The organism is Bradyrhizobium sp. CCBAU 53340, assembly GCF_015291645.1.
Classification (GTDB): domain Bacteria; phylum Pseudomonadota; class Alphaproteobacteria; order Rhizobiales; family Xanthobacteraceae; genus Bradyrhizobium.
The window spans coordinates 376,775-402,071 of record NZ_CP030055.1; the positions used below are offsets into that span (position 1 = coordinate 376,775).

A 25,297-nucleotide genomic window follows, 5' to 3' on the forward strand; every position below is an offset into this window, starting at 1 on the left:
AGCTTACTTGAATCTCACGGGCGGAAGGAAGCGGCTTGTGGCAGGAACCGGAGGTTGTGACCGGTTGATTCGCGCGTGACGCGGGATCGGGCAGGCTCGGCCCGAATGCGCCCGCTGCCAGCACGTCCCGGGCATCCCGGCCCGGGACCGCAGCATGGATGCGGCTAGACCTGGCGCTCCACCATCTTGAGCTTCAGCTCGGCGATGGCTTCGGCCGGATTGAGACCCTTCGGGCAGGCCTTGGCGCAGTTCATGATGGTATGGCAGCGATACAGCCTGAACGGGTCCTCGAGATTGTCGAGCCGCTCGCCGGTGGCCTCGTCGCGCGAATCAGAGACCCAGCGGTTGGCCTGGAGCAGGGCGGCGGGGCCGAGATAGCGGTCGCTGTTCCACCAATAGCTCGGGCACGAGGTCGAGCAGCAGGCGCACAGGATGCACTCGTAGAGGCCGTCGAGCTTCTCGCGGTCCTCGTGGCTCTGGCGCCATTCCTTCTGCGGTGTCGGCGAGGTCGTCTTCAGCCACGGCTCGACGGAAGCGTATTGTGCGTAGAAATTGGTGAGGTCGGGGACGAGGTCCTTCACCACCGGCTGGTGCGGCAGCGGGTTGATCTTCACCGCGCCGTCCTTGACGTCGTGCATCGAGCGGGTGCAGGCCAACGTGTTCTGGCCGTCGATGTTCATGGCGCAGGAGCCGCAGACGCCTTCGCGGCAGGAGCGGCGGAAGGTGAGCGACGGGTCGATGTGGTTCTTGATCCAGATCAGGCCGTCCAGCACCATCGGACCGCAATCGTTGACGTCGACGTAATAGGTGTCGACGCTCGGATTCTTGCCGTCGTCGGGATTCCAGCGGTAGACGCGAAACTCGCGCGTCTCGGTGGCGCCCGCGGGCTTCGGCCAGGTCTTGCCGCCAGTGATCTTCGAGTTCTTCGGAAGTGCGAATTCAACCATTTCGATAAAGCTTTCGCTGTTCGCTCAGTACACGCGCGCTTTCGGCGGGATGTACTGCACGTCGTTGGTCATGGTGTAGTCGTGAACCGGGCGGTACTCGATCTTGACCTTGCCGGTATCGTCCAGCCAGGCCAGCGTGTGCTTCATCCAGTTCTTGTCGTCGCGCTCGGAGTAATCCTCGCGCGCATGGGCGCCGCGGCTCTCGGTGCGATTGGCGGCCGAGTTCATCGTCACCACCGCCTGCGAGATCAGATTGTCGAATTCGAGCGTCTCCACCAGGTCCGAATTCCACACCAGCGAGCGATCGGACACGGCGATGTCGGTGATGCCGCTGTGGACCTTCGCGATCAGGTTCTGACCCTCGCTCAGCACCTCGCCGGTGCGGAACACGGCGCAATTGTTCTGCATCACGTGCTGCATGCCCTCGCGCAGCTTCGCGGTCGGCGTGCCGCCTGAGGCGTAGCGATAATGGTCGAGGCGGCCGAGCGCGAGGTCGGACGAGTTCGCCGGCAGCTCGGGCTGCTTGGCGTTCGGCGTCAGCTTCTCGGCGAGACGGAGCGCGGCGGCGCGGCCGAACACGACGAGGTCGATCAGCGAGTTCGAACCGAGGCGGTTGGCGCCGTGCACCGAGACGCAGGCGGCTTCGCCGATCGCCATCAGGCCCGGGATGACGGCGTTGTCGTCGCCGTCCTTCTTGGTCAGGACTTCACCGTGATAATTCGTCGGGATGCCGCCCATGTTGTAGTGCACGGTCGGCACGATCGGGATCGGCTCGCGCGTCACGTCGACATTGGCGAAGATCTTCGCGGATTCGGAGATGCCCGGCAGGCGCTCGGCGAGCACGGCGGGATCGAGATGGTCGAGATGAAGGAAGATGTGGTCCTTCTTCTTGCCGACGCCGCGGCCTTCGCGGATCTCGATGGTCATCGCGCGCGAGACGACGTCGCGCGAGGCGAGGTCCTTCGCCGACGGCGCATAGCGCTCCATGAAGCGCTCGCCTTCGGAGTTGACGAGATAGCCGCCTTCGCCGCGCGCACCTTCGGTGACGAGACAGCCCGAGCCGTAGATGCCGGTCGGATGGAACTGGACGAACTCCATGTCCTGCAGCGGCAGGCCGGCGCGCAGCACCATGCCGCCGCCGTCGCCGGTGCAGGTATGGGCCGAGGTGCAGGAGGCGTAGGCGCGGCCGTAGCCGCCGGTGGCGAGAATCACGGTCTGGGCGCGGAAGCGGTGCAGCGTGCCGTCGTCGAGCTTGAGCGCGATGACGCCGCGGCAGGTGCCCTGGTCGTCCATGATCAGGTCGATGGCGAAGAATTCGATGAAGAACTCGGCCGCATGGCGCAGCGACTGGCCGTACATCGTGTGCAGCATGGCGTGGCCGGTACGGTCGGCGGCGGCGCAGGTGCGCTGCGCCTGGCCCTTGCCGAAGTCCATGGTCATGCCGCCGAACGGACGCTGATAGATCTTGCCGTCTTCGGTGCGCGAGAACGGCACGCCCCAATGCTCGAGCTCGTAGACCGCGTCGGGCGCATTGCGCACCATGTATTCGATCGCGTCCTGGTCGCCCAGCCAGTCCGACCCCTTCACGGTGTCGTACATGTGCCAGCGCCAGTCGTCCTTGTGCATGTTGCCGAGCGAAGCGGAGATGCCGCCCTGCGCCGCGACCGTGTGCGAGCGGGTCGGAAACACCTTGGTGATGCAGGCGGTGCGTAGGCCGGCCTCGCTGCAACCGACCACGGCGCGCAGGCCCGCGCCGCCGGCGCCGACCACGACGACGTCATAGGTGTGGTCTTCGATCGGATAGGCTTTGCCGTTGGTGGCGGGAGCGCCGTTGCCCGTGCCATTCGTTGTGGTGGCCATGGGTTACACTCCGGATGCGAGCTTCAGGATCGCGTAGGTCGAGGCGAGCGCCACGGCGATCGAGAAGAAGTTGTTGAGCATGATCGAGACGAGCTTCAGCTTCTCGTTGTGGACGTAGTCCTCGATCACGACCTGCATGCCGATCTTCATGTGCCAGGTGCTGGCGACGATGAAGAGCAGCATGATCACCGCGATCGGCAGCGAGCCGAGGATCACCTTGGCGCCGGCCTGGTTGCTGCCGAGCAGCATCATGACGATGACGATCACCGGGATCATCAGCAGCGTCATGGCGACGCCGGTGATGCGCTGCCGCCAGAAATCAGAGGTGCCGGAATGCGCGGCGCCGAGATTGCGGACGCGGCCGAGCGGGGTGCGCATGCTGCGCTTCGGCGTATCTGACGCGCTCATCGTACACCTCCGATCGCGTAGGCGATGATCCAGATCAGGATCGTGAGCACGATGCCGCCGATCAAGGCGGCCCAGGTCAGCGCCTCGCGCTCATTGGCCTTGAAGCCGAAGCCGAGGTCCCACACGAAATGGCGGATACCGCTCAGCATGTGGTGCATCAGCGCCCAGGTGTAGCCGAACACGATGAGCCGGCCGATGATGCTGCCGGTGAAGGCCTGCACATTGGCATAGGCCCCGGCGGAGTTTGACGCCGCTGCGATCAGCCACCAGGCCAGCAGCAGGGTCCCGACGTAAAGCGCGATACCGGTGGCGCGATGGACGATGGACAGCGCCATCGTCAACGTCCAGCGGTAGACTTGCATGTGTGGTGAAAGCGGTCGTTCGATCCGTGCGGTCATGGGGCTTTTGATGTCTGTTGCGGCCCAGCATGGGGCGCGCGGGGATCGCGAAAGGTCGGCTCTATTTACGGAGTCGATTCGGCCTGCGCAATCACCAAATCGCCATGAATCGAACTCGTATTCAGCTCTAGAACGTTGATGAACCAAGCCCAATCAGGGGCTTGGTATACCACAACGATGGCGTGCCGAGAAAAGATCGAACATTAATTCATTTCTTGTGACGCAGTCCGGGCGCATTGAAATTACTATTGGAACGGCTCTAGGCCATCAGCAAGCGGCCTGAGTTCGAACCAGTCAGTTCATGACGCCTGAGCCGGCCCAGTGCGCACACGCGCCGCCTCCTCATTCCGCTCTGCGAACTGATTTTCCGTGTCACGGCGGATATGCGCGACCTGCATTCCACCTCAGACCGCCGCCGCGATGTGTCGACCCTGCCAGTCAGATCGCCTAGAGCTTGCCGCGCAGCCGAATCCGGGCGGACGTCCCGGAGACGCTGCGGCCAATCGCCGGGGCGGATCAGGGGTGATCGCAGGTCTTGATATCAAGGAAATCGTCGAGCTCGCGCTGTTGCTGATCGCAACCGGTGCGCTCTCGGGATTCCTGGCCGGCGTATTCGGCATCGGCGGCGGCGCCATACTCGTGCCGGTGTTCTACGAATGCTTTCGTCTCGCCGGTGTGCCGCTGGAGGTGCGGATGCCGCTCTGCATCGGCACGTCGCTCGCGGTGATCATCCCGACGTCGATCCGATCGTTCCAGGCGCATTACAAACGCGGCGCGGTCGATATGACCATCCTGCGTACATGGTGGCTGCCAATCGTCATCGGCGTCGTCGCCGGCAGCGTGGTCGCGCGCTACGCGCCGGAAAAGCTATTCAAGATCGTGTTCGTCTGTGTCGCCTACTCTGCCGCTGCCCGCCTCATCTTCGCGCGCGAGACCTGGAAGTTCGGAGACGAACTGCCCGCTGGCCCGTTGATGCGAATCTACGGCTTCTGCGTCGGCATCCTCTCGACGCTGATGGGCATCGGCGGCGGCCTGTTCTCTAATCTGTTGATGACGTTCTACGGCCGCCCGATCCATCAGGCGGTGGCGACGTCGTCGGCGCTCGCCGTGCTGATCTCGATCCCCGGCGCGCTCGGCTACATCTATGCGGGCTGGCCCGCGGCGGCGAACTATCCGAGCGTCTCGGCTCTGCAAATCCCGTTCGCACTCGGTTACGTCTCGCTGATCGGTGCCGTGCTGGTGATGCCGATGAGCCTCCTCATCGCGCCGCTCGGCGTCAGAGCCGCGCATGCGATGTCGAAGCGCACGCTGGAAGCGGCGTTCGGGTGCTATTTGTTCATCGTCGGCAGCCGGTTTGTGATGAGCCTGGTGGGCGGGCAGTGACGATCTGAGACCGCGCCACGTACTCCGCCGTCATCGCCCGGCTTGACCGGGCGATCCAGTACTCCGAGACGGTAGTGATAGAATCGAGACGCCGCGGCGTACTGGATGCCCCGGTCAAGCCGGGGCATGACAGCGCGTTGTGTGGATGCTTGTCGTCACAACAACTCGCGACGAGACAACCTACTTCTTCGCGTAAATGTCCTTGTACGTATCGCGCAAAATATTCTTCTGCACCTTGCCCATCGTGTTGCGCGGCAGTTCGTCGACCACGAACACGCGCTTGGGCATCTTGAATTTGGCGAGGCGGCCGTCGAGTGCCTTCAGCACCGAGGCTTCGTTGACATCGGCGCCCTTGTTGCAGACGAGCACTGCAGTGACGCCTTCGCCGAAATCGGCATGGGGTACGCCGATCACGGCGGATTCGACCACGCCCGGCATGGCGTCGATCTCGCTCTCGATTTCCTTGGGGTAGACGTTGAAGCCGCCGGAGATGACGAGATCCTTGCCGCGGCCGAGAATGTGCACGTAGCCCTTGTCGTCGATCTTGCCGAGATCGCCGGTGATGAAGAAGCCGTCGGGCCGGAATTCCGACTTGGTCTTCTCCGGCATGCGCCAATAGCCCTTGAACACGTTCGGGCCCTTGACCTCGATCATGCCGATTTCTTCGCGCGGGAGCTCCTTGCCGGTCTCGGGCTCTGTCACGCGCACGGACACGCCGGGGAGCGGGAAGCCGACCGCGCCGGGCACGCGCTCGCCGTCATAGGGGTTCGACGTGTTCATGTTGGTCTCGGTCATGCCGTAGCGCTCGAGCACGGCATGGCCCGTGCGCGCCGACCATTCGCGATGAGTCTCGGCCAGCAGCGGAGCCGAACCGGAGATGAACAGCCGCATATGCTTGGTGGTCTCGCGCGACAGCGCAGGGTTCTGGAGCAAGCGCGTATAGAACGTCGGCACGCCCATCAGCACGGTAGCGCGCGCCATCAGCTTGATGATGAGATCGGGGTCGAGCTTCGGCAGGAAGATCATCGACGCGCGCGAGAACAGCGTGACGTTGGTCGCCACGAACAGGCCATGGGTATGGTAGATCGGCAGGGCGTGGATCAGCACGTCCTTGTCAGTGAAGCGCCAGTAGCCGACCAGCGAGAGCGAGTTAGACGCGAGATTGTCGTGGGTCAGCATCGCGCCCTTGGAGCGGCCGGTGGTGCCCGAGGTGTAGAGGATGGCGGCGAGATCATCGCTCGCGCGCGGGACCGTCGTGAACTCGGTGCTGGCCTTGCCGGCGGCCTCGGTCAGCGATCCCTTGCCGTCCGCTCCGAGCGTCTCGACCTTGGCCTTCACCTTGGCGGCGATCGGGGTGAGGCCTTCGGCCTTGGAGGGATCGCAGACCACCAGCGACGGCTCGGCATCGCCGATGAAGTAGTCGAGCTCGTTCAGCGTATAGGCGGTGTTGAGCGGCAGATAGACCGCACCGGCCCTGACAGTGCCGAGATACAGCACGATGTTGGCGACGGATTTCTCCACCTGCACCGCGACGCGATCGCCGGGCTTCACGCCGCGCGCGACCAGCACATTCGCCATCTGGCCGGCCCGCGCAATCAGATCGCCATAGCTGATCCGGGCGCCGTCCTGCGTCTCGATTGCAAGCCGCTTGGGATCGTCGAGGCCGTCGAACAGGCGGGAAAACAGGTTGGCGTTGGCTGCGTGGTTCATGCAAGATTTCCTCGACCGCAAGACTGACAAGGCCGGTCAAAACCGAGGGCTGGATTAGCAAAAACCGCCCCGAAGAAGCAACGGAGACAGTTGGCATGGCAAAAAACGGGAAACGCGTGGCGTGGGTCACGGGCGGCGGCAGCGGGATCGGGGAGGCCGGCGCGGAGGCGTTAGCTGCCGACGGCTGGACGGTGGTGGTCTCCGGGCGGCGCAGGGACGCCCTGGATACCGCGGTTGTGAAGATCACCAGGGCGGGCGGATCGGCTGAAGCCATTGCGCTGGACGTGTCGGATGCGGCCGAGGCCCAGAAGGCGGCCGATCAGATCGTCGCGAGGCACGGCCGCATCGACCTGCTCGTGAACAATGCCGGCATCAATGTCCCGAAGCGCAGCTGGAACGACATGGAACTGGACGGCTGGGACAAGCTGGTCCAGGTCAACCTCAACGGCGTGCTCTATTGCATGCGCGCGGTGCTGCCGACGATGCGCAAGCAGCAGGACGGCTCGATCATCAACGTCTCGTCCTGGGCCGGCCGCCACGTCTCGAAGATGCCGGGCCCGGCCTACACCACCACCAAGCATGCGGTGCTGGCGCTGACCCATTCCTTCAACATGGACGAATGCGTCAACGGCTTGCGCGCCTGCTGCCTGATGCCGGGCGAAGTGGCGACACCGATCCTGAAGCTGCGCCCCGTGGTGCCGAGCGAAGAAGAGCAGGCCAAGATGCTGCAGCCCGAAGATCTGGGGCGCACCATCGCGTTCATCGCGAGCATGCCGGCGCGGGTCTGCATCAACGAGCTCCTGATCAGCCCGACGCATAACCGCGGCTTCATCCAGACGCCGAACAACAGGGATTGAGGCGGGCACACTGCCGCAACGGGCACACCGCCGTAGGGTGGGCAAAGGCGCGAAGCGCCGTGCCCACCATCTCTCTCCGCATTTGCGTTTGGTGGGCACGCTGCGCTTTGCCCACCCTACGGCGCCATTTGCTTGGCACGCGGTCGCCACACGGATGCGCCGCCCCATAGTTTCACGCATCACAAAGAATTTTTGTTCGAAACCGCCCCGCAAACCCTCCCGTAGTTCGGTCCAACGACGGCGCTGCTGCTTCACGCCAAGAGGTCGCAAGCACCGTTGTTGCCCCAACGCAAACGCCGGCGAATTGCCGGTCACCATTCAATCGGGAGTTTCTCCATGTCGAAACGCATTGCCTATCTCACTGCTGCTGCCTTCAGCGCGCTGGCCATCACCGCGACCGTCATCGCGCCCGCGCGCGCCGAGGAAAAGACCGTCATGGTCGGCGGCGCCGCGATGTTCCCCTCGAAGAACATCGTCCAGAACGCCGTCAATTCGAAGGATCACACCACGCTGGTTGCGGCGGTGAAGGCGGCCGGCCTGGTGCCGACGCTGGAAGGCAAGGGTCCGTTCACGGTGTTCGCGCCGACCAACGCCGCCTTCGGCAAGCTGCCGGCCGGCACCGTCGACACCCTGGTCAAGCCGGAGAACAAGGCGACCCTGACCAAGATCCTCACCTACCATGTCGTCGCCGGCAAGCTCGAGGCCTCCGACCTCACCGACGGCAAGAAGCTCAAGACTGTCGAGGGTGAGGAACTGACCGTGAAGAAGCAGGACGGCAAGGTCTGGATCGTCGACGCCAAGGGCGGCACCTCGATGGTGACGATCTCTAACGTCAACCAGTCCAACGGCGTGATCCATGTGGTCGACACCGTGCTGATGCCGGCGACGTAACACCACGCATCCCCGTTTCATCCCCCCGGAGGATGCGGCGAAAACGGCGAGCCGGGGTCACCCGGCTCGCTTTTTTGTGACCGCCATAGCCCAAAGGCATCGATTCGATGACCGGCGGGGCGTAACGAAAGCGGAAGCAACGGCGTATAATTATCGACACACGACGTTCAGGACGGAACCATCATGTCGAGCCTCACAGTCTCGGGCGAGCAGGTCAGCGCCATCAAAGCCAAGGTGATTCAGCCGGTCTGGGTCCGCGTCATGCACTGGACCAACGCCGTGGCCATGATCCTGATGATCTTGTCGGGCTGGCAGATCTACAACGCCTCGCCCCTGTTCGGTTTCAGCTTCCCGCGCGAATACACGCTTGGCGGCTGGCTCGGCGGCGGCCTGCTCTGGCATTTTGCGGCGATGTGGCTGTTGATGATCAACGGCCTCGCCTATCTCGTCACGGGTTTTGCGTCCGGCCGCTTCCGGAAAAAGCTGCTGCCGATCACGCCTTCAGGCGTGCTCCGCGACGTCAGGGCGGCGCTGACCTTCAAGCTCGGCCATGACGATCTCACCGTCTACAATTACGTCCAGCGCCTGCTCTATGCCGGCATCATCGTGGTCGGCGTGCTGATCGTGCTGTCGGGCCTCTCGATGTGGAAGCCGGTGCAGCTGCACTGGCTGGTGACACTGTTCGGCGACTATCCGACCGCCCGCTACGTCCACTTCTTCTGCATGGCCGCGATCTGCGCCTTCCTCGTCATTCACGTTCTGCTTGCGCTGCTTGTGCCGAAGAGCCTGCGCGCCATGATCATCGGCCGTTGAGGGAGAACAGATATGGCAAAGCGTTCATTCCTGATCCCCGGCGTCGACAAGCGGCTGCTGATCAAGGACTCCCTCAAGACGATGCCTGATCTAACCCGCCGCCGCTTCATTGCGGGCGGCGCGAGTCTCGGCGCGCTGACGCTGCTCACCGGCTGCGACGTGGTCGATTCGTCCTCGGCCGAGGAAATGCTGAAAAGCGTGTCGAAATTCAACGACGCCGTGCAGGCCTTCATCTTCAACCCCGACGCGCTCGCGCCGACTTTCCCCGAGAGCGCGATTACAAAACCGTTCCCGTTCAACGCCTATTACGATCTCGACGACGCACCCGATGTCGATGGCAGAGATTGGAAGCTCGAGGTGCGCGGCCTGGTCGACAACAAAAAATCGTGGACGTTGGACGAGCTCTACAAGCTGCCGCAGGTCACGCAAATCACCCGCCACATCTGCGTCGAAGGCTGGAGCGCGATCGGCAGCTGGACTGGCACGCCCTTGCGCGATTTCCTGAAACTTATTGGCGCCGACATGCGCGCCAAATACGTCTGGTTCCAGTGCGCCGACAAGGACGGCTACAATTCACCGCTCGACATGCGCACCGCGCTGCATCCGCAGACGCAGATGACGTTCAAATACGCCAACGAGATCCTGCCGCGCGCCTACGGCTTCCCGATGAAGATCCGCGTGCCGACGAAGCTCGGCTTCAAGAACCCGAAATACGTGGTCTCAATGGAAGTCACCAACGACTACAAGGGCGGTTATTGGGAAGACCAGGGGTATAATTCGTTTAGTGGGAGCTGAACTCTCTGTCGTCCCGGCGAAGGCCGGGACCCATAACCACAGGGTCGAGTTTGGCGAAGACTTGCAGTTCGGTACGCCCACCTTTCGCATCGATAGATCACGCGGTATGGGGTCCCGGCCTTCGCCGGGACAACACCGTCTATGCCGAACCTTTCGGCCCCACCTTCCGCTGGCACAGCGCCAGCACCGCACCCAGCGCCAGCAGCGCCGCCGACACATTCAGTGCGTAGCTCAGGCTTCCCAGCGCATCGGTGATCGCGCCGACCACGATCGGGCCCAGCGTCTGGCCGACGCCGAACGAGATCGTCATCGCCGCGATCGCGGTCGGCCACATCTGCGGCGGATAGTTGAAGCGCACGAAGGCGGTGGTCGAGCCGACGACGGCAAAGAAGGCGACGCCGAACACCACGGCCGAGATTCCGAGCCAGGCAGGCGAATGCCCGAGGATCGGCAAGGCCGCGCCGAACGCGTTGGTGCCGAGGATGATCGCGGTGGCAAGCCCGCCGCGGTCGAGCGCGAGCACGCCGCGCCAGGCCCAGGGCGTCACGAACGCGGACAGGCCGATCAGGCCCCAGAACACGGCTTGCGCTGCAGCCCCGCCGCCGCCATCGCGGACATAGGCGATCATGAAGGTCATGTAGGCGATGTAGCCGGCGCCGAACAGGAAGTAGGCGGCGAGATAGATCAGCACGGGAAGCACAGCGAAGCTGGCGTGGCTGCCTTCGGAAAAGCGCGCTGTGCTCTCGATCCGCACCGTAAACAGCGGCACGGTCATTGCGACCGACAGCAGCGTCATCGCCCACCATACGATCCACCACGAGCCCGGGCCGAAATGCTGCAACGTGAACGGGGCGATCAGGCCTGAGGCGAGAATGCCGATGCCGGGCCCGGCATAGAACAGGCTGAGCAGGAAATTGGCCCGCAAGGGCTGCGACTGCGCGATGGTCGCGGCCAGCGCGCCGCCGGCGACGAAGCCGGCGGCGGCCCCGAGGCCGAGCACGAGCCGGGCGAGGCTCAGCGCGATGAAATTCCCTGTCAGCGCGCAGGTGGCGAGCGCGGCGACGCAGGCCACGGTTCCGCCGCGGATCGCCGCCGACCAGCCGACGCGCTGGATCAGCCGGGACGCCGCAAGCGCGCCGACGAGGTAGCCGACGGCGTTGATGGTGTTCATGAAACCGGCCGCCGAGTAGGACCAGCCGAGGTCCTCCCGCATGTCGGGCAGCACCAGCGCATAGGCAAAACGGCCGATGCCGAGCCCGACGGTTGCGGCCAGCGACAGGGTCAGAATCAGCCGCGCGGGATGCGCGACTTGTGGGCGGTCAGGTGCGAGCAAGGGGTACTCCGGCCCCTGTAGTGTGGCAGGCCCCGCTCCCCTTGCACACCCGCGGCGCGGCAATGGTGTCTTGCCAAGCGCGCAACGCCGCTCTAGCACTCCGGCCGAACTGTCATTCCGGGGCGCGCCGCTTGGCGCGAGCCCGGAATCCATACTCCCGATGGTGGTTATGGATTCCGGGCTCGCTCGCTTTGCTCGCGCCCCGGAATGACGAGGATAGGCAAGAAGGAAACTGATATGGCGACCCACAAATTGCTGCTGCTCCCCGGCGACGGTATCGGCCCCGAGGTGATGGGCGAGGTGAAGCGGCTGATCGATTGGCTCAATTCGGCCGGGATCGCCAAATTCGAGACCGATACGGGCCTGGTCGGCGGCTCCGCCTATGACGCCCACAAGGTGTCGATCTCCGAGGGCGACATGGCCAAGGCGCTGGCCGCCGACGCCATCATCTTTGGCGCGGTCGGCGGCCCGAAGTGGGATGCCGTTCCTTACGAAGTGCGCCCCGAAGCCGGCCTGCTGCGCCTGCGCAAGGATCTCGCTTTGTTCGCCAACCTTCGTCCGGCCGTGTGCTATCCGGCGCTGGCGGACGCTTCGAGCCTGAAGCGCGAGGCGGTCGAGGGCCTCGACATCGTCATCGTGCGCGAGCTCACCGGCGGCGTCTATTTCGGCGAGCCCAAGACCATCACCGATCTCGGCAACGGCCAGAAGCGCGCCATCGATACCCAGGTCTACGACACCTATGAGATCGAGCGCATCGGCCGCGTCGCCTTCGAGCTTGCCCGGAAGCGCAAGAACAAGGTGACGTCGATGGAGAAGCGCAACGTCATGAAGTCGGGCGTGCTCTGGAACGAGGTCATGACGGCCGTCCACAAGCGCGAATATCCTGACGTCACGCTCGAGCACCAGCTCGCTGATTCCGGCGGCATGATGCTGGTGAAGTGGCCGAAGCAGTTCGACGTCATCGTCACCGACAATCTGTTCGGCGACATGCTGTCCGACATCGCGGCGATGCTGACCGGCTCGCTCGGCATGCTGCCCTCGGCTTCGCTCGGCGAGGTCGACGTCAAGACCAAGAAGCGCAGGGCGCTGTACGAGCCGGTGCACGGCTCGGCGCCCGACATCGCCGGCAAGGGTCTCGCCAATCCCATCGCGATGATCTCGTCCTTCGGCATGGCGCTGCGCTACTCCTTCGACATGGGCGCGCTCGCCGACAAGGTCGACCAGGCAATCGCCGCCGTGCTGGCCAGCGGTCTTCGCACCGCCGACATCAAGTCGGAAGGCACCACCGCCGCCTCGACCACGCAGATGGGCGAAGCGATCCTGAAGGAATTGCAGAAGCTGCACGCGTAAGCGGGCACAGCTCTTGTAGGGTGGGCAAAGCGCAAGCGTGCCCACGACTTCGTTGCGATTAGAGAGATGGTGGGCACGGCGCGCCGCGCCTTTGCCCACCCTACGGCACCTGTTCTTGGAGCCCGCTTCATGGATACACCCCGCCCCAAGATCGCGGAAACCTTCATCCATGAGACGGTGCGCCAGCGCGAGGCGCAAATCGGGCGTCGCTGCGAGATTCTCGCCCACACACGCATCGAATATGCCTCGCTCGGCGATTACTCCTATCTCGGCGAGCATTGCGACGTCGCCGATGCCGTCATCGGCAAGTTCACCGCCATCGCCAACTCGGTGCGGATCGGCGCGCCCAATCATCCGATGGGCCGGCCATCGCAGCATCGCTTCACCTATGTCCCCGAATATTACGAGGCGAGCGCGAGCCGCGACCGCGACTTCTTCGCGGATCGCCGCGGCGATCGGGTCATCGTCGGCAATGATGTCTGGATCGGTCACGCCGCGATCCTGCTGCCGGGTGTCACCGTCGGCGATGGTGCGGTGATCGGTGCGGGCGCGGTCGTCAGCCGCGATGTCGCGCCTTATACTGTCGTCGTCGGCGTGCCCGCGCGTGCCATCCGCAAGCGCTTCGATGACGCCGTCGCGGCAAGCCTGCAGCGGATTGCCTGGTGGGATTGGCCTGATGAGCTCATCTTCGAGCGCCTCGCCGATTTCCGCTCCGAGGCGATCGAGGAGTTTTGCCGGCGTTATGATCCAGCCGCGAACGCGTAAACAAAAAGGCCGGGCGTGAGCCCGGCCTTTTGATTCGGTCGCATCCGCTCAGTACAGCGGGAAATTCTGCGGATAGCCGCCGACATCGGCCGGGGTCGCCAGCGGCTGACGGTCGATCGGGCGGTTGAGGTTTTCGCGGGCGAAGGACGGATAGCCCACGGCCGGCGGGAAGGCGTAGTCGGTGAACTTGCGGTCGCCCGGATTGACCTCGGTGCCGCCGTCGAGCCAGGAGCGCTTGCTCACGTAGATGCGGGTGCGGCCCTGCTGGTAGACGGCATTGGGGCCGCTCGGACCGTAGACAGGCCGGCCGCGATCGTCATAGCGCTTGGTCCTGGTGTCGGCCGAAGCCGGCGCAGCGAAGGCCACAGCGACAACAGCGCCAGCCGCAAGCCAGGCCGCCAGTTTGGCAGAGAAATTCGAGCTCATCACGTCCCCTTCAGGCGGCAAGCCGCCAGTCGATTTCACCCCATACTAGCCCGTCCGGGGTAGCCGCAACTAGGTCTATTGGGTCACACCAAGGCGGATAATCATGCCCGCCGGCAAAAGTTGCATGCAAACCAGCCACTTGGGCTTGATGCGCCTCAAAGCGTCCCGCGCAATTGCGCGTTCGCGGCGCCCAGCAGCCAATCCGGCGAGCCCTGGGGGTCGCAGGAGCGGCGCTTCAGCTCGGCATGGGCGAACAATTCGGCCAGCTTCGGCTCATTGCCTGAGGTCAGCAGCGTCAGCCGGTTCAACGTGCAGGCAATCGCCGCGCGCCGGGCCGGCATGTTGTCGCCCTGGCAGGAGAAGCCGGAGATCTGCAAGGCGGGCTCCTCGTTGCGCTTGAGGTAAGCCAGGCAGGCCGGCGAGCCCACCGTGGTGTTGACCGGCCGGAATAGGGCGACGGGGCCGAATTTGGTGTCGATCAGGCCGGCCTGCTCCAGCGCAGTTGCCCCGTCCAGACCCATCTGGACGGCAAGGCCCGATGCCGCCGGGCGCGTGACGTCGAATTCATTGCCTTCCCGGTAGATCTCGAGCTCGGCCACGGGCTTGTCGGCGTCGCCGGCCCAGCGCATGACGTCGCGCCGGCCACCCTCGGGGTGCCGGAAGATCGTGTAAGACGCTGTTTTTTCTGATGAATCAAGTCGGCTAAGGGCGAAGGCCGGATGCGAGCGGGAGGCCTCGGCCCAGCCCGGCTTTGCGGCGGGCTCATCATCACGCAGATCCGACAATTGGCCGAGCCCGGCCAGCGCAAGGATGGCAAACAGCGCCAGCACACCCACATAGGCGAACAGGTGCGCCAGGGTGCCGACCACCTCGTCGGCGAAGTTGGCGACCGCCAGATGGATCTGGGTGGGCGATGTGGCCGGGCCGGCCTCAGGCGACTGCATCCACGTCCCTAAGGCATGGTCCAACGTTGTCTTGAGGCCGGTTCTCGCATAGAAGCGCTGCTCTTCCTGTTTAAGCGTCAGCTTCAGGAACGGGCTTTTTCATCGGAGAGTGAACGATGGGTTACAAAGTCGCAGTCGTCGGCGCGACCGGCAATGTCGGACGGGAAATGCTCAACATCCTGGATGAGCGCAAATTTCCCGCGGACGAGGTCGTGGCTTTGGCGTCGCGCCGCAGCGTCGGCGTCGAGGTCTCCTATGGCGACCGCACCCTGAAGGTCAAAGCGCTCGAGCATTACGACTTCTCCGACGTCGACATCTGCCTGATGTCGGCGGGCGGCTCGGTGTCGAAGGAATGGTCGCCGAAGATCGGCGCCGCCGGCGCTGTCGTGATCGACAATTCCTCGGCCTGGCGCATGGACCCTGACGTGCCGCTGATCGTGCCCGAGGTGAATGCGGCCGCGACCGAAGGCTTCAAGAAGAAGAACATCATCGCCAACCCGAACTGCTCGACCGCGCAGCTCGTGGTCGCGCTCAAGCCGCTGCACGACAAGGCAACCATCAAGCGCGTCGTGGTCTCGACCTATCAATCGGTGTCGGGCGCCGGCAAGGACGCGATGGACGAGTTGTTCTCGCAGACCAAGGCCGTCTACACCAATGACGAGCTGGTCGCGAAGAAGTTTCCGAAGCGCATCGCCTTCAACGTCATCCCCCACATCGACGTCTTCATGGAGGACGGCTTCACCAAGGAAGAGTGGAAGATGATGGCGGAGACCAAGAAGATCCTTGATCCCAAGATCAAGCTCACCGCCACCTGCGTGCGCGTGCCCGTGTTCGTCGGCCACTCCGAGGCCGTCAACATCGAGTTCGAGAATCCGATCAGTGCCGATGAAGCGCGCAACATCCTGCGCGTGGCGCCGGGCTGCCTCGTCATCGACAAGCAGGAGCCCGGCGGCTACGCCACGCCTTACGAAGCCGCCGGCGAGGACGCGACCTATATCAGCCGCATCCGCGAGGACGCGACGGTGGAGAACGGTCTTGCGCTGTGGTGCGTGTCCGACAATCTTCGCAAGGGCGCCGCGCTCAACGCGATCCAGATCGCGGAAGTGCTGATCAACCGCAAGCTGATCACCGCGAAGAAGCAGGCGGCGTAACTCCGCTCCGTAGGGTGGGCAAAGGTGCAAAGCGCCGTGCCCACCATCTCTCTCGATCACGAAAAATGCTTGGCACGCTTCCATCTTCGCTCTTCGAGCTACTGCGGACAAGTCGCTTTGCCCACCCTACGGCAGCTGCTTGGTAAGCCGTCGCGTCAAATGAGGTCGTCGTCCCGGACAATCGCGCCCTAAGCGCGCGCAGATCCGGGACCCATACGCCGCAGCAATCGTTTTGCGAAGACTCGGAGTTACCAGCTTCGCACCAAACCACGTCCTGTGGTTATGGATCCCGGATCTGCGCGCGCCTGTAGCGCGCTTGTCCGGGATGACGAGAGAGAAATCGTAAGGTTGGGCAAAGGCGCAGCGCGCCGTGCCCACCATCTCTCCCGATCGCGAAACATGCATGGGCACGCTTCCGCCTTCGCTCTTCGAGCTACGGCGGACAAGTCGCTTTGCCCACCCTATGAGTTCAAGCCAAGCCGCGAGCGCCCTACACCACGCTGCGCGCGCTCCTGAATTCCTTGCTCGCCTTGTCCAGCACGAACAGCGTTCCCTCCGCGACGCCGAAATAGGCGCCGTGCAGCTGCATCTGGCCGCCTTCGACCGCCTTGCGCACGAACGGAAACGTCATCAGGTTTTCGAGGCTGCGGAACACCGCGGCCTTCTCGATCCGCTCGACGAATTGCGCCATGGTCTCGTGGTTGCGCTGTTCGACCACTTCGCCCGGCTTGATGAACATCTGCATCCATTTGCCGATGAAATCGCCCGGCGTCAGCGGCTCGATCTTGTCGACGAAGGCGCGGATGCCGCCGCATTGCGCGTGTCCGAGCACGACGATGTGCTTCACCTTCAGCACCGTCACCGCATATTCCAGCGCCGCCGAGACGCCGTGCGCGTTCTCGTCGGGCTGATAGGTCGGCACCAGATTGGCGATGTTGCGGACGACGAAGAGCTCGCCCGGGCCGACGTCGAAGATCACCTCGGGCGAGACGCGGGAATCGCAGCAGCCGATCACCATCACTTCCGGTGACTGCCCTCTCACCGAGAGTTCGCGGTAGCGGTTCTGCTCGGCCGGCAGCCGCTGGGTGGCGAAGGCCTGGTAGCCTTCCAGCAAATGCTTCGGGAATGTGATCATGGCCTATGCCTAACCATAGAGCGGGGGGCCGAACAAGCCTTTCGAATAGGCAGGCCAAATGCTATCGGCTTCGGCCAGAAGAGCTACGAGGAAACCGGAAGGAACGCTTGCATGACCCGCCCGCGCCGCAGCCATCTGTTCATGCCCGGCTCCAACCCCCGTGCGCTGGAAAAGGCCCGGAACCTGCCGGCCGATGGCCTGATCCTGGACCTCGAGGATTCCGTCGCCCCCGACGCCAAGGCGGCGGCGCGTGACGGCATCGCCGCCGCGATCGCCGCAAAAGGATTCGGCAAGCGCGAGATCCTGATCCGGACCAACGGTCTCGATACCCAATGGTGGGCCGAGGACGTTGCGATGGCCGCCAAGGCCTCGCCGGACGGCATCCTGGTTCCAAAAGTTTCGAGCATCGAGGACCTCCGGACCATCGGCCGCGATCTCGCCGGGCTCGGCGCGGCGCCATCAGTGAAGGTCTGGGCGATGATCGAGACCGCGCGCTCCGTGCTGCATGCCGAGGAGCTGGCCGAGGCCGGTCGCGATCCGAGCACGCGCCTGTCCGGCTTCGTGTTCGGCCCGAACGACATCTCGCGCGAGACGCGGATCAAGATGCTGCCCGGCCGCGCCGCGATGATCCCGATGGTCACCCATTGCATCCTGGCGACGCGCGCCGCCGGTCTCGAGATCCTCGATGGTCCCTACAGCGACATCGCCAACCCCGATGGCTTCGCCACCGAATGCGCGCAAGGCCGCGACCTCGGCTTCGACGGCAAGACGCTGATCCATCCCTCGCAGATCGAAGCCTGCAACGCCATCTTCACCCCACCCGAGGAGGAAGTTGCGCGCGCCCGAAAGATCATCGCGGCGTTCGAGCTGCCGGAAAACGTCTCCCGCGGCGCGATCCGGCTCGATGGGGCGATGGTGGAGCGGCTTCACGCCGACATGGCGCGGCGGACGATCGCAATCGCGGACGCAATCGCGGCGATGGCGAAGGGCTAGCGCGCGTGCGCCGACATGGCGCGGCGCACGATCGCGATCGCGGCGATGGGAAGGGCTGAGGCGTCAACTCGAGAGAGCGAGATCAGCTTTTCGCGCCAGAATTCCAGGCCTTGCTCGCTATGTTCCCGCTCGCGAGACGGCTTTGAGTGCACCGCCCGCTCCGTCGGAGGGGGCGATGGTGCTTTCCCGGAACAGCGTATCGGCAGGCTGCGGCGCCGCCAGTTCCTGGCAATACATCCGATCAATCTTGCGCTGCATGAGCTTGTAGCAGTCGCATGCGATCCTCTCGAGCCGCGCCCGATTGATCTCGACAAACCCGCGCCGCTCGCTCGGGATGGCGCCGGCCTCGCGCAACTTGCTCATCGTCAGTGTCACTGTCGTCCGCCGCACCCCAACCAGTTGCGCCAGCGCCTCTTGCGTCACCGGAAGCAGATCGTCGGGAACGCGGTCGTGAAGCTGCAGGAGCCACCGCGCCATGCGGCCGTCCACCCGGTGCAGCGCATTGCAAGCGGCGACGTGCTGGAGCTGCAAGAGCACGGCGCGGGCGTGGACCTGCACGACATTCCTGATGGCTGCACTTTGCGCATAGGCAGCTCGAAATCTGGCGGCAGAAATCAGCGATGCGGTGCCGGCTATGCGCGCAACCGCGGTCACGGAAGAAAGCGTCGGGCCGAGCACGGAGAACGAGGCCAAGGCACCTTCCCGTCCCATCACGGTGGTCGCGGCCGTTTGCCCGTCCGGCATATCGAGCATGAAGGCGATCGCGCCGCTATGGGGAAAATAAACCGGGTCGAGCTCATCGCCCGATCGCACCAGGATGGCATCGGGTTCGAACGAGACCTTCTGGAAGTGGGGCGTGAGCAAGGCGAGATCCGCGGGCGGCAACGCCGCCAATAGCCGATTTCCGATGGCCGTGCGGGGAACGGTCACGAGGTCCTCGTGCGGACGGGCACCCAATGCACGGCGGCCTCCGTCTTCATTTGCCATTTATCCGAACTCGCCATTGCCCAACGGCAATGATCCAAACAGAGCCAATAGTTCAGATCAAGCACGGACTATTGCGGAGACCTCCAGCGTTCTCGCCGCGCAAACAGTCATACTTATTGAGGCCGTTGTCACCCCGCGAGCTATCTTCAAGGGAGCTCTGCTTCCGCAGCCATCAGCGTGCCGGCAGATGATCGAGGCTTTTCTTGGTGACGGTAACCCTGGCGAGATCGCTGCCGCACGGCCCTACCTGACGTAGAGCGTCCGGAAAATGAAATTTTCGATCAGCGCGGCGCGACGTCCGCGCGTTCGAGCGACTCCAGCGTCGAGGCATTGCCGCAATAGCCGTGATAGTTTTCCGCGGCGGTGCCGTCGGCGAGATCGCGGTCGCACTGTCCCTTGTGATCGCAGAGCGAGCAGACCCGCTCCATGTCGCGGAGCAGCAGCGGCTGCGCGCGGCCCAGGCTTTCCGCGCTGATGCCGAGCTGTTCGAGCATCTTCGGCAGCTCGTCGGCGGAATGCTTGCCGTGGCGGACCAGCTCCTCGAGATCGTCGGGCGCAATCCTGAGATCGCTCGCGATCCGGTCGAAATCGGCGCGATCGAGCTGCCGCATCTCGTTCATCTCGCGGCGATGCTTCACCCAGTTCGCAAAGGACTCGATGAGATCCTGGACGATGGGATAAGGTCTGCTTGCGGTGCTCATGGCGAAGCTCCATTCGGATCGTGCGATAGCAGCAAGACTAGGCAAAATGGTGCAGGGCCGCGTTGCGCTGGATCAAATAGGGAATGGGTTGAAGAGACCGCTCTCGTGTCCCGGACGCGCTGCAGCGTGAAACGCTGCGGTGCAGAGCCGGGACCCATCTCGCCACATGCTGGGCCCCGGCTCAGCAGCGCATCACTACGCGCTGCGCTGCGTCCGGGGCACGAGAGCGTCACGCCGTGGGGAATTATCGAAACCGCTCCGCCGCCCAGGCATAAAGGCTCCCCGGAATCGGCTTCTCGCCACCACGCCCCTTCGGCGAGATGTGCAGGCCGATGATCTCGGGGTTGGTAACGAGGCCGAGATAGCTGGAGGGATCGAAGAACAGCTTTGGCTCGGCATGCACGGCGTAGAACGACTGCTTCGGCAGCGCATTGTGCAATTCGCCGGTGCGACGGGCGAGCGCGGTGAGCGCGGCCGGCCCGTAGATCGCGACACGAATATCGGAGAGACGGTTCGAGCCGCCGCGCAGGCGCCGCATCGCGAAAGTGACGCGGTGGCGCAGTGACAGCCAGTCCGGCGTCAGCTCCTCCTGCTCCATCAGCTCTTCGAAGGCGGTGACGATGCCGTGCCGCGGCGGCAGATAGATCACGGAATTGCCGAGCTGGCGCGGGCGCTCCCAAGCGAAGTAAGGTTTTGCCGGATCGATCTCGACGGGTCTCAGCAGCAGCACGTCGGCATCGAGCCAGAGGCCGAGGCCCTTCGCCATCAGCTTCATGCGGAAGAAATCGCTGAACTGCAGCGTGGTCCAGTCGCGCCAGCTGCCGTCCGGCTGCGGCGGCCGCAGCCGCTCGGAGAAGGCATGCGGCAGGATGGCTTCGGCATCCGCGTTGGCGACACCCGCCGGAAGTCCAGGAATGGTGTCGAAGCTGTAGACCGTGACCTTATGGCCGGCCGCCAATTGCGAGCGCAGACAGGTCTGGCGCAGCGCATCCATCGGGCCATGCCAGAAGGTGACGATCTCGGGAAGCATGGGTGCAGCTATACGGGATGTCGGAGGCAAAGAAAAAGCCCCGGCGCAGATAGCACCGGGGCTTCGAACCTGAATGTCAATCTCAGGCCCAGGCGCGTTCGCGCTTGAGCTTCTCTTCATAGGTGTCGATCGAAGACTTCTTCTCCATCGTGAGACCGATGTCGTCGAGGCCGTTGATCAGGCAATGCTTGCGGAACGGGTCGATCTCGAACTTCACCTTGCCGCCGTCGGGGCCGCGGATCTCCTGGTTGGGCAGGTCGATCGTCAGCGTCGCATTGGCGCCGCGCTCGGCGTCGTCGAACAGCTTGTCGAGGTCTTCTTGGCTGACGCGGATCGGCAGAATGCCGTTCTTGAAGCAGTTGTTGTAGAAAATGTCGCCAAACGAGGTCGAGATCACGCAGCGGATGCCGAAGTCGAGCAGCGCCCAGGGCGCGTGCTCGCGACTCGAGCCGCAGCCGAAATTGTCGCCGGCCACCAGCACCTTCGCGTTGCGATAGGCGGACTGGTTGAGGACGAAATCCGGGTTCTCGCTACCGTCATCCTTGTAGCGCTGCTCGGAGAAGAGCCCCTTGCCAAGGCCGGTGCGCTTGATGGTCTTGAGGTACTGCTTCGGAATGATCATGTCGGTGTCGACATTGATGATCTTCAGCGGCGCTGCGACGCCTTCCAGCTTAGTGAACTTGTCCATCTCTAGGCTTCCCGGTTTGTAGTCAGGGGAGGGCTGTTTAGCCCGGTTGGCACGTAAATCCTAGGCCGGATTCGGCAATCTTGGTCTGTCAGATCTGATCTGTCAGCCATGATCCGTCAGCTTTGCGGAGCCATGCTGTCAGGCACAAAGCCGGTCGGCAGGCCGTCGATGCTCTTCATGTTCTTCAGGCCCCAGTATTTTCGCAAATTATCGACGCCCTGCGCCGTCCAGTAGCGGAGGAGGCTGCCGCGCTCCTGCTTGTAGTCGAACAGGGGCACGCCCATACCGCACGAGGTCTGCACGAGGTCGACCGAGAGGCGGACGATCTGGCGCGCTCCGGTCATGTCCTCGAATCGAGGGGCGAGTTCGGCATATTCGGGCGAACCGCGCATCAGCGATCGCCCCTAGCCGTACAGCCGCAGGATCATCGGTGGCCCGTCGAAAGCGCAGAACATGATGGTCAGGCGCTTGTCATCCGAGGCGCTCAGGTGGGCGCGAGTCTCGCTGCCGCTACCGGTGCAGTCGAGATAGGCGACCTCGTTCTCTCCGAGCACAAGGAACGACGACAGGCCCTTGGGGGAGACGTTGATGCGTCCCTTCGGCGGGGCGCTGGCGACGAAGAAGATCTTCTGCCGCTCGATGAAAGCCCTGTGCTCGGGTTCGATCCCAGCGAATTGCTTGCCCATGTCCGTGCGGTCCTCTCCTCGGCAGGGGAGCCGAGGCAAAAAGGCTAGCACATCTGAGGTACCGGTTTAAGAATACAAGATATGCTGGTATAAAAACCACCATGAAACGACCTGATCTGATCGCCCCGGCTCTCTCGCTCAGCGCGTTCATGCGGGCGCTCCGGGAGCGTCAGTCTCCGGCGGAATTCGGCCTCGCCACGGGACCACGACGACGCACGCCCGGCCTCCGGCGCGAGGAGGTCGCCCAGCTCTGCGGATTGAGCGTCACCTGGTACACCTGGATCGAGCAGGGGCGCGATGTGTCCGTCTCCGCGTCGGCCCTTGCGCGCCTCGCCCGCGGATTGCGCCTGTCACCTGCCGAGCGCGGTTATCTGTTCGAAGTCGCGGGTAAGCGCGATCCCGAGCGGCCGGGCCACAGGGATGATCCGCCCGAGGAGATGCTGGCCTGCGTCGATGCGATCGATGGGCCCGCCTATATCCTCGATCGCACATGGAGTGCGCGCCGCTGGAATGCGAAAGCGTCGCAGTTGTTTGCAGGGTGGCTTGATGATGACGGCGAGAAAAACCTGCTGCGCTACATCTTCGTCAGGCCCGAGGCGCGAAGCCTGATCCTCGACTGGAGTTCTCGCGCGCAGCGCGTCGTCGCCGAGTTCCGTGCCGCGGTGACGGCCTACTCCGACGATCCGGATATTCGCCGGCTCGTGGAGGAACTGAGACTTGGAAGCCCCGACTTTGCACGCTGCTGGGAGACGCAGGGGGTTTTGGCACGCGAGGGCGGCGAACGCGCGTTCAAGCATCCGAGCATGGGACTGCTGCACTATCAGCAGGTGTCGCTGTCGCTCGCGGGCTGGCCCGACTATCGGCTGACGATGCTGCTGCCCGCATCATCGGTGCGCGATTGATGACGTGTTACTCGGCCTGAGCCTCGATCGCTTCCATGTCGTCGTCCGAGAGGCCGAAATGATGGCCGATCTCGTGAATCAGGACATGGCGGACGATATGGCCGAGGCTTTCGTCATGCTCGGCCCAGTAATCCAGGATCGGGCGGCGGTAGAGCCAGACCATGTTGGGCAGCCGCGCCACGTCGCCAAGGCTCTGCTGGGGCAGGCCGACGCCCTGGAACAGGCCGAGCAGGTCGAACTCGCTCTCGCATTCCATCTCGTCGAGCACGTCTTCGGTCGGGAAGTCGTCGACACGGATGATCAGGCCCTCGCACAGTCCGCGAAATTCCGCCGGCAGGCGCTCGAAAATGTCGTGCGCCGTCACTTCCATCTCGGCAAGCGAGGGCGCTTTCAGGTCCGTCCACATGGAGACCTCTTACCGCGGGTTTCGCAGCGATGCATCCGGCTTTATAGGATCGCGCGGAGAGTTGACGTCGCGCGCGAAAACGAGGAGCGTACGGCGCTTCAAGGGGTTGACCGAGCCGGGTGGTGTGAAATGCGGGCAGGAACGGCGGGATTGGTTCTACTGTGCATGGGGTTGTTTTCGCTGGTCGGCGTGAGTGCCCAGGCGGAGACTTCTGGCACTGTCGTCCGTATGGCCCAGGCGGTGTCGCCTGACGACGTCGCGCCGCCGCGGAGGCGGCCCCAGACCCGCCTGCGCGTCACGCCCTATTACAGTCCTGACGGCGTCTATCCGCGCTACAATCCGGGCCCCGATGCGGTGCGCGAGTGCAATGTCGCCTATGTGCAGGAACACAGGCCGAGCGGCACCGTGATCACACCGCATATGAGCTGCTACTGGCGTCGCGGCTGAGCTGAACGTCGAGGTCCACACTCGTCATGGCGAAATGTATTGCTCTTGCTGTTGTTGTCGCGCTCGCAAGCCTGTCTCACGCGTCGGCCGCGCAGAGAGTGACGAAGCTGCCGGATGCCTCCGCGGGGCGCGCAATATTCGATGGGCGGCGGCACGCGCGCTACGATGTTGCGCGATACATTCCGCGGCCTGATCCGCATTATTATGCGCGGCCTGTCTATTATCGTCCCTATCCTTACGGCGTGCCCGCACCGTTCGTGGTCGGCTACGGGCCGTTCTGGTGACGCGGCTTAAGCCACCGGCGCAAATCCCCTCACCAGCAGCACGGTCGCTTGCGCGCCCGCTTTCCGATCGCGCGAGATGTCCAGGTATTCGGGTGAGCTCGAGAAGGCGAGAAATGCGGCCTCGTCGGGAAACGACATCATGACAAGCTTGTCATGCGGCCACGCACCTTCGAGCACGCGGGGATGTTCGTCAGCCGCAAGCAGCTTTCCATTGAATCTCCTGAACACGTCGAAGAACCGCGCCTGATAGCGGTCGTAGGCCGCGCGGTCCGTCATCTTCAACTGCGCAATCGCGTAGACTGTCATCTCCCAAAACTCCCGAAGTCGCGGAACGTCGTTCATTCATGGCGCGTTCACGTCGCTGTCCCTAGTTTAAGCTCGGAGCGACTGCAATGAACAGCGCTGGCGGGATGGCCACGTCGCAATGACGCTGTCCAGATTCAGGGAGACATTCCATGCTGAGGATATCGCGTCCCCGGATAGGCTCGCTGCGCCTGCTCGGGCTTGCCGCTGTTGCTGTTCTGATGGTGTCATCAGGGACCGTGCGCCGCGCTGAAGCGATGACGCCGATCAATCCGACCGCGTTGCCAGCAGCGAAGGCTGCGACCGACGACATGATGATCCAGGTCCGCCATGGTGGCGGCGGTGGTCATGGCGGTGGCGGACATTTCGGCGGCTTCCACGGCGGTGGAGGTCACTTCGGTGGCTTCCACGCCGCGCCGGCGTTCCACGGTGGCGGCATGCGCTACGGCGGCATCCATTATGGCGGCTATCATCGTCACTGGGGTGGCGGCTACTATCGGCCGTATTACGGCTATCGCCACTTCCACCGGCGCTATTATTACGGTGGCTATTATCCCTACTACTCCTACTACCACTATCCGCGCCGCTGCCGGATCATCTGGACCTATTACGGCCCGCGCCGCATCTGCCGCTGGCATTATTGGCATCGCTGGCACTATCCGTACCGCTATTGGTAAGTGCGGTCGAAATGAAAAGGGCGCCCC

At 63.9% G+C, this 25,297-nt stretch carries 28 protein-coding genes and 1 pseudogene; 13 read left to right on the plus strand and 16 right to left on the minus strand.

Annotated elements, in window-relative coordinates; genetic code table 11:
- Positions 1–164 precede the first annotated feature (164 nt).
- Genes XH89_RS01760 through sdhC form a run of 4 tightly spaced genes read right to left on the minus strand, consistent with a single transcriptional unit; the run spans position 165 to position 3,613 of the window.
- Entirely contained in the window at positions 165–947 is a 783-nt protein-coding gene (locus XH89_RS01760; protein WP_194465437.1) for a succinate dehydrogenase iron-sulfur subunit, read from the minus strand.
- Between the two features lie 24 nt (positions 948–971).
- Entirely contained in the window at positions 972–2,807 is a 1,836-nt protein-coding gene (gene sdhA / locus XH89_RS01765) for a succinate dehydrogenase flavoprotein subunit (protein ID WP_194465438.1), read from the minus strand.
- 3 nt (positions 2,808–2,810) lie between these two features.
- Complete coding sequence (gene sdhD, locus XH89_RS01770; RefSeq protein WP_194465439.1) at positions 2,811–3,215, minus strand: succinate dehydrogenase, hydrophobic membrane anchor protein; 405 nt, start codon at positions 3,213–3,215, stop codon at positions 2,811–2,813.
- Positions 3,212–3,613: a succinate dehydrogenase, cytochrome b556 subunit gene (sdhC, locus tag XH89_RS01775; RefSeq protein ID WP_194465440.1), complete on the minus strand. Its 402-nt coding sequence runs from the start codon at positions 3,611–3,613 to the stop codon at positions 3,212–3,214. Before sdhC ends, sdhD begins: the two co-directional genes overlap by 4 nt.
- Positions 3,614–4,135: 522 nt before the next feature.
- Here sdhC and XH89_RS01780 point away from each other — a divergent pair.
- Positions 4,136–4,996, plus strand: a complete 861-nt coding sequence (locus tag XH89_RS01780) for a sulfite exporter TauE/SafE family protein (protein ID WP_194465441.1) — start codon at positions 4,136–4,138, stop codon at positions 4,994–4,996.
- A 180-nt stretch (positions 4,997–5,176) separates the two neighbouring features.
- Here the strand turns inward: XH89_RS01780 and XH89_RS01785 are convergent, their stop codons facing one another.
- Positions 5,177–6,706: a malonyl-CoA synthase gene (locus XH89_RS01785; RefSeq protein WP_194465442.1), complete on the minus strand. Its 1,530-nt coding sequence runs from the start codon at positions 6,704–6,706 to the stop codon at positions 5,177–5,179.
- Positions 6,707–6,801: 95 nt separating this feature from the next.
- Between XH89_RS01785 and XH89_RS01790 the strand changes: the two genes are divergently transcribed.
- The 4 genes from XH89_RS01790 (at position 6,802) to XH89_RS01805 (ending at position 10,062) form a co-directional block, all read left to right on the plus strand.
- Positions 6,802–7,563 (plus strand): SDR family oxidoreductase, encoded by a 762-nt coding sequence (locus XH89_RS01790; protein WP_194465443.1) that lies wholly within the window; start codon positions 6,802–6,804, stop codon positions 7,561–7,563.
- 336 nt (positions 7,564–7,899) lie between these two features.
- A complete protein-coding gene (locus tag XH89_RS01795; protein ID WP_194465444.1) occupies positions 7,900–8,454 on the plus strand; it encodes a fasciclin domain-containing protein in 555 nt (184 codons plus the stop codon).
- Between the two features lie 183 nt (positions 8,455–8,637).
- Positions 8,638–9,267 (plus strand): cytochrome b/b6 domain-containing protein, encoded by a 630-nt coding sequence (locus XH89_RS01800; RefSeq protein WP_194465445.1) that lies wholly within the window; start codon positions 8,638–8,640, stop codon positions 9,265–9,267.
- A gap of 12 nt (positions 9,268–9,279) precedes the next feature.
- Positions 9,280–10,062, plus strand: a complete 783-nt coding sequence (locus tag XH89_RS01805; RefSeq protein WP_194465446.1) for a molybdopterin-binding protein — start codon at positions 9,280–9,282, stop codon at positions 10,060–10,062.
- A gap of 139 nt (positions 10,063–10,201) precedes the next feature.
- Here the strand turns inward: XH89_RS01805 and XH89_RS01810 are convergent, their stop codons facing one another.
- The gene (locus tag XH89_RS01810) at positions 10,202–11,395 is read right to left on the minus strand and encodes a YbfB/YjiJ family MFS transporter (protein ID WP_194465447.1); all 1,194 of its coding nucleotides are present in this window, start codon (positions 11,393–11,395) and stop codon (positions 10,202–10,204) included.
- Between the two features lie 237 nt (positions 11,396–11,632).
- On the opposite strand from XH89_RS01810, the gene leuB reads away from it, so the two are divergent.
- Both leuB and XH89_RS01820 read left to right on the plus strand, forming a co-directional pair.
- The gene (leuB, locus tag XH89_RS01815; RefSeq protein ID WP_194465448.1) at positions 11,633–12,745 is read left to right on the plus strand and encodes a 3-isopropylmalate dehydrogenase; all 1,113 of its coding nucleotides are present in this window, start codon (positions 11,633–11,635) and stop codon (positions 12,743–12,745) included.
- Between the two features lie 129 nt (positions 12,746–12,874).
- Entirely contained in the window at positions 12,875–13,510 is a 636-nt protein-coding gene (locus tag XH89_RS01820) for a DapH/DapD/GlmU-related protein (RefSeq protein ID WP_194465449.1), read from the plus strand.
- A 48-nt stretch (positions 13,511–13,558) separates the two neighbouring features.
- Here the strand turns inward: XH89_RS01820 and XH89_RS01825 are convergent, their stop codons facing one another.
- The gene (locus XH89_RS01825) at positions 13,559–13,936 is read right to left on the minus strand and encodes a hypothetical protein (protein ID WP_194465450.1); all 378 of its coding nucleotides are present in this window, start codon (positions 13,934–13,936) and stop codon (positions 13,559–13,561) included.
- Between the two features lie 155 nt (positions 13,937–14,091).
- The gene (locus XH89_RS01830) at positions 14,092–14,880 is read right to left on the minus strand and encodes a hypothetical protein (RefSeq protein WP_194465451.1); all 789 of its coding nucleotides are present in this window, start codon (positions 14,878–14,880) and stop codon (positions 14,092–14,094) included.
- Between the two features lie 116 nt (positions 14,881–14,996).
- Between XH89_RS01830 and XH89_RS01835 the strand changes: the two genes are divergently transcribed.
- On the plus strand, positions 14,997–16,031 hold the full coding sequence (locus XH89_RS01835) for an aspartate-semialdehyde dehydrogenase (RefSeq protein WP_194465452.1): 1,035 nt from the start codon (positions 14,997–14,999) through the stop codon (positions 16,029–16,031).
- 490 nt (positions 16,032–16,521) lie between these two features.
- Here XH89_RS01835 and XH89_RS01840 read toward each other — a convergent pair whose 3' ends face one another.
- Positions 16,522–17,166 (minus strand): carbonic anhydrase, encoded by a 645-nt coding sequence (locus XH89_RS01840; protein ID WP_194465453.1) that lies wholly within the window; start codon positions 17,164–17,166, stop codon positions 16,522–16,524.
- A 111-nt stretch (positions 17,167–17,277) separates the two neighbouring features.
- Here XH89_RS01840 and XH89_RS01845 point away from each other — a divergent pair, with 111 nt between their 5' ends.
- The gene (locus XH89_RS01845) at positions 17,278–18,159 is read left to right on the plus strand and encodes a CoA ester lyase (RefSeq protein WP_194465454.1); all 882 of its coding nucleotides are present in this window, start codon (positions 17,278–17,280) and stop codon (positions 18,157–18,159) included.
- A 117-nt stretch (positions 18,160–18,276) separates the two neighbouring features.
- Here the strand turns inward: XH89_RS01845 and XH89_RS01850 are convergent, their stop codons facing one another.
- The 5 genes and pseudogenes from XH89_RS01850 to XH89_RS01870 all read right to left on the minus strand — a co-directional run bounded on the left by XH89_RS01850 (position 18,277) and on the right by XH89_RS01870 (position 22,251).
- On the minus strand, positions 18,277–19,146 hold the full coding sequence (locus tag XH89_RS01850) for a Crp/Fnr family transcriptional regulator (protein ID WP_246767714.1): 870 nt from the start codon (positions 19,144–19,146) through the stop codon (positions 18,277–18,279).
- Positions 19,147–19,427: 281 nt separating this feature from the next.
- Positions 19,428–19,847 (minus strand): DUF6455 family protein, encoded by a 420-nt coding sequence (locus XH89_RS01855; protein ID WP_194465455.1) that lies wholly within the window; start codon positions 19,845–19,847, stop codon positions 19,428–19,430.
- Between the two features lie 244 nt (positions 19,848–20,091).
- The gene (locus tag XH89_RS01860) at positions 20,092–20,877 is read right to left on the minus strand and encodes a hypothetical protein (protein ID WP_194465456.1); all 786 of its coding nucleotides are present in this window, start codon (positions 20,875–20,877) and stop codon (positions 20,092–20,094) included.
- Positions 20,878–20,959: 82 nt separating this feature from the next.
- Positions 20,960–21,565, minus strand: coding sequence for a 3-isopropylmalate dehydratase small subunit (gene leuD / locus XH89_RS01865; protein WP_194465457.1), 606 nt, complete (start codon positions 21,563–21,565; stop codon positions 20,960–20,962).
- A gap of 116 nt (positions 21,566–21,681) precedes the next feature.
- Positions 21,682–22,251: pseudogene (locus XH89_RS01870) on the minus strand (pyridoxamine 5'-phosphate oxidase family protein).
- A 101-nt stretch (positions 22,252–22,352) separates the two neighbouring features.
- Between XH89_RS01870 and XH89_RS01875 the strand changes: the two are divergent.
- Positions 22,353–23,153 (plus strand): helix-turn-helix transcriptional regulator, encoded by an 801-nt coding sequence (locus tag XH89_RS01875; protein WP_194465458.1) that lies wholly within the window; start codon positions 22,353–22,355, stop codon positions 23,151–23,153.
- A gap of 7 nt (positions 23,154–23,160) precedes the next feature.
- Here the strand turns inward: XH89_RS01875 and XH89_RS01880 are convergent, their stop codons facing one another.
- Positions 23,161–23,559: a metallopeptidase family protein gene (locus tag XH89_RS01880; protein ID WP_194465459.1), complete on the minus strand. Its 399-nt coding sequence runs from the start codon at positions 23,557–23,559 to the stop codon at positions 23,161–23,163.
- Between the two features lie 165 nt (positions 23,560–23,724).
- On the opposite strand from XH89_RS01880, the gene XH89_RS01885 reads away from it, so the two are divergent.
- Together XH89_RS01885 and XH89_RS01890 are read left to right on the plus strand one after the other, a co-directional pair.
- Entirely contained in the window at positions 23,725–24,006 is a 282-nt protein-coding gene (locus XH89_RS01885) for a hypothetical protein (protein WP_194465460.1), read from the plus strand.
- Positions 24,007–24,032: 26 nt separating this feature from the next.
- A complete protein-coding gene (locus XH89_RS01890; RefSeq protein WP_194465461.1) occupies positions 24,033–24,290 on the plus strand; it encodes a hypothetical protein in 258 nt (85 codons plus the stop codon).
- Between the two features lie 6 nt (positions 24,291–24,296).
- Here XH89_RS01890 and XH89_RS01895 read toward each other — a convergent pair whose 3' ends face one another.
- Positions 24,297–24,596, minus strand: coding sequence for a DUF1330 domain-containing protein (locus XH89_RS01895; RefSeq protein ID WP_194465462.1), 300 nt, complete (start codon positions 24,594–24,596; stop codon positions 24,297–24,299).
- Positions 24,597–24,745: 149 nt separating this feature from the next.
- Between XH89_RS01895 and XH89_RS01900 the strand changes: the two genes are divergently transcribed.
- Complete coding sequence (locus tag XH89_RS01900; protein WP_194465463.1) at positions 24,746–25,270, plus strand: hypothetical protein; 525 nt, start codon at positions 24,746–24,748, stop codon at positions 25,268–25,270.
- Positions 25,271–25,297 lie beyond the last annotated feature (27 nt).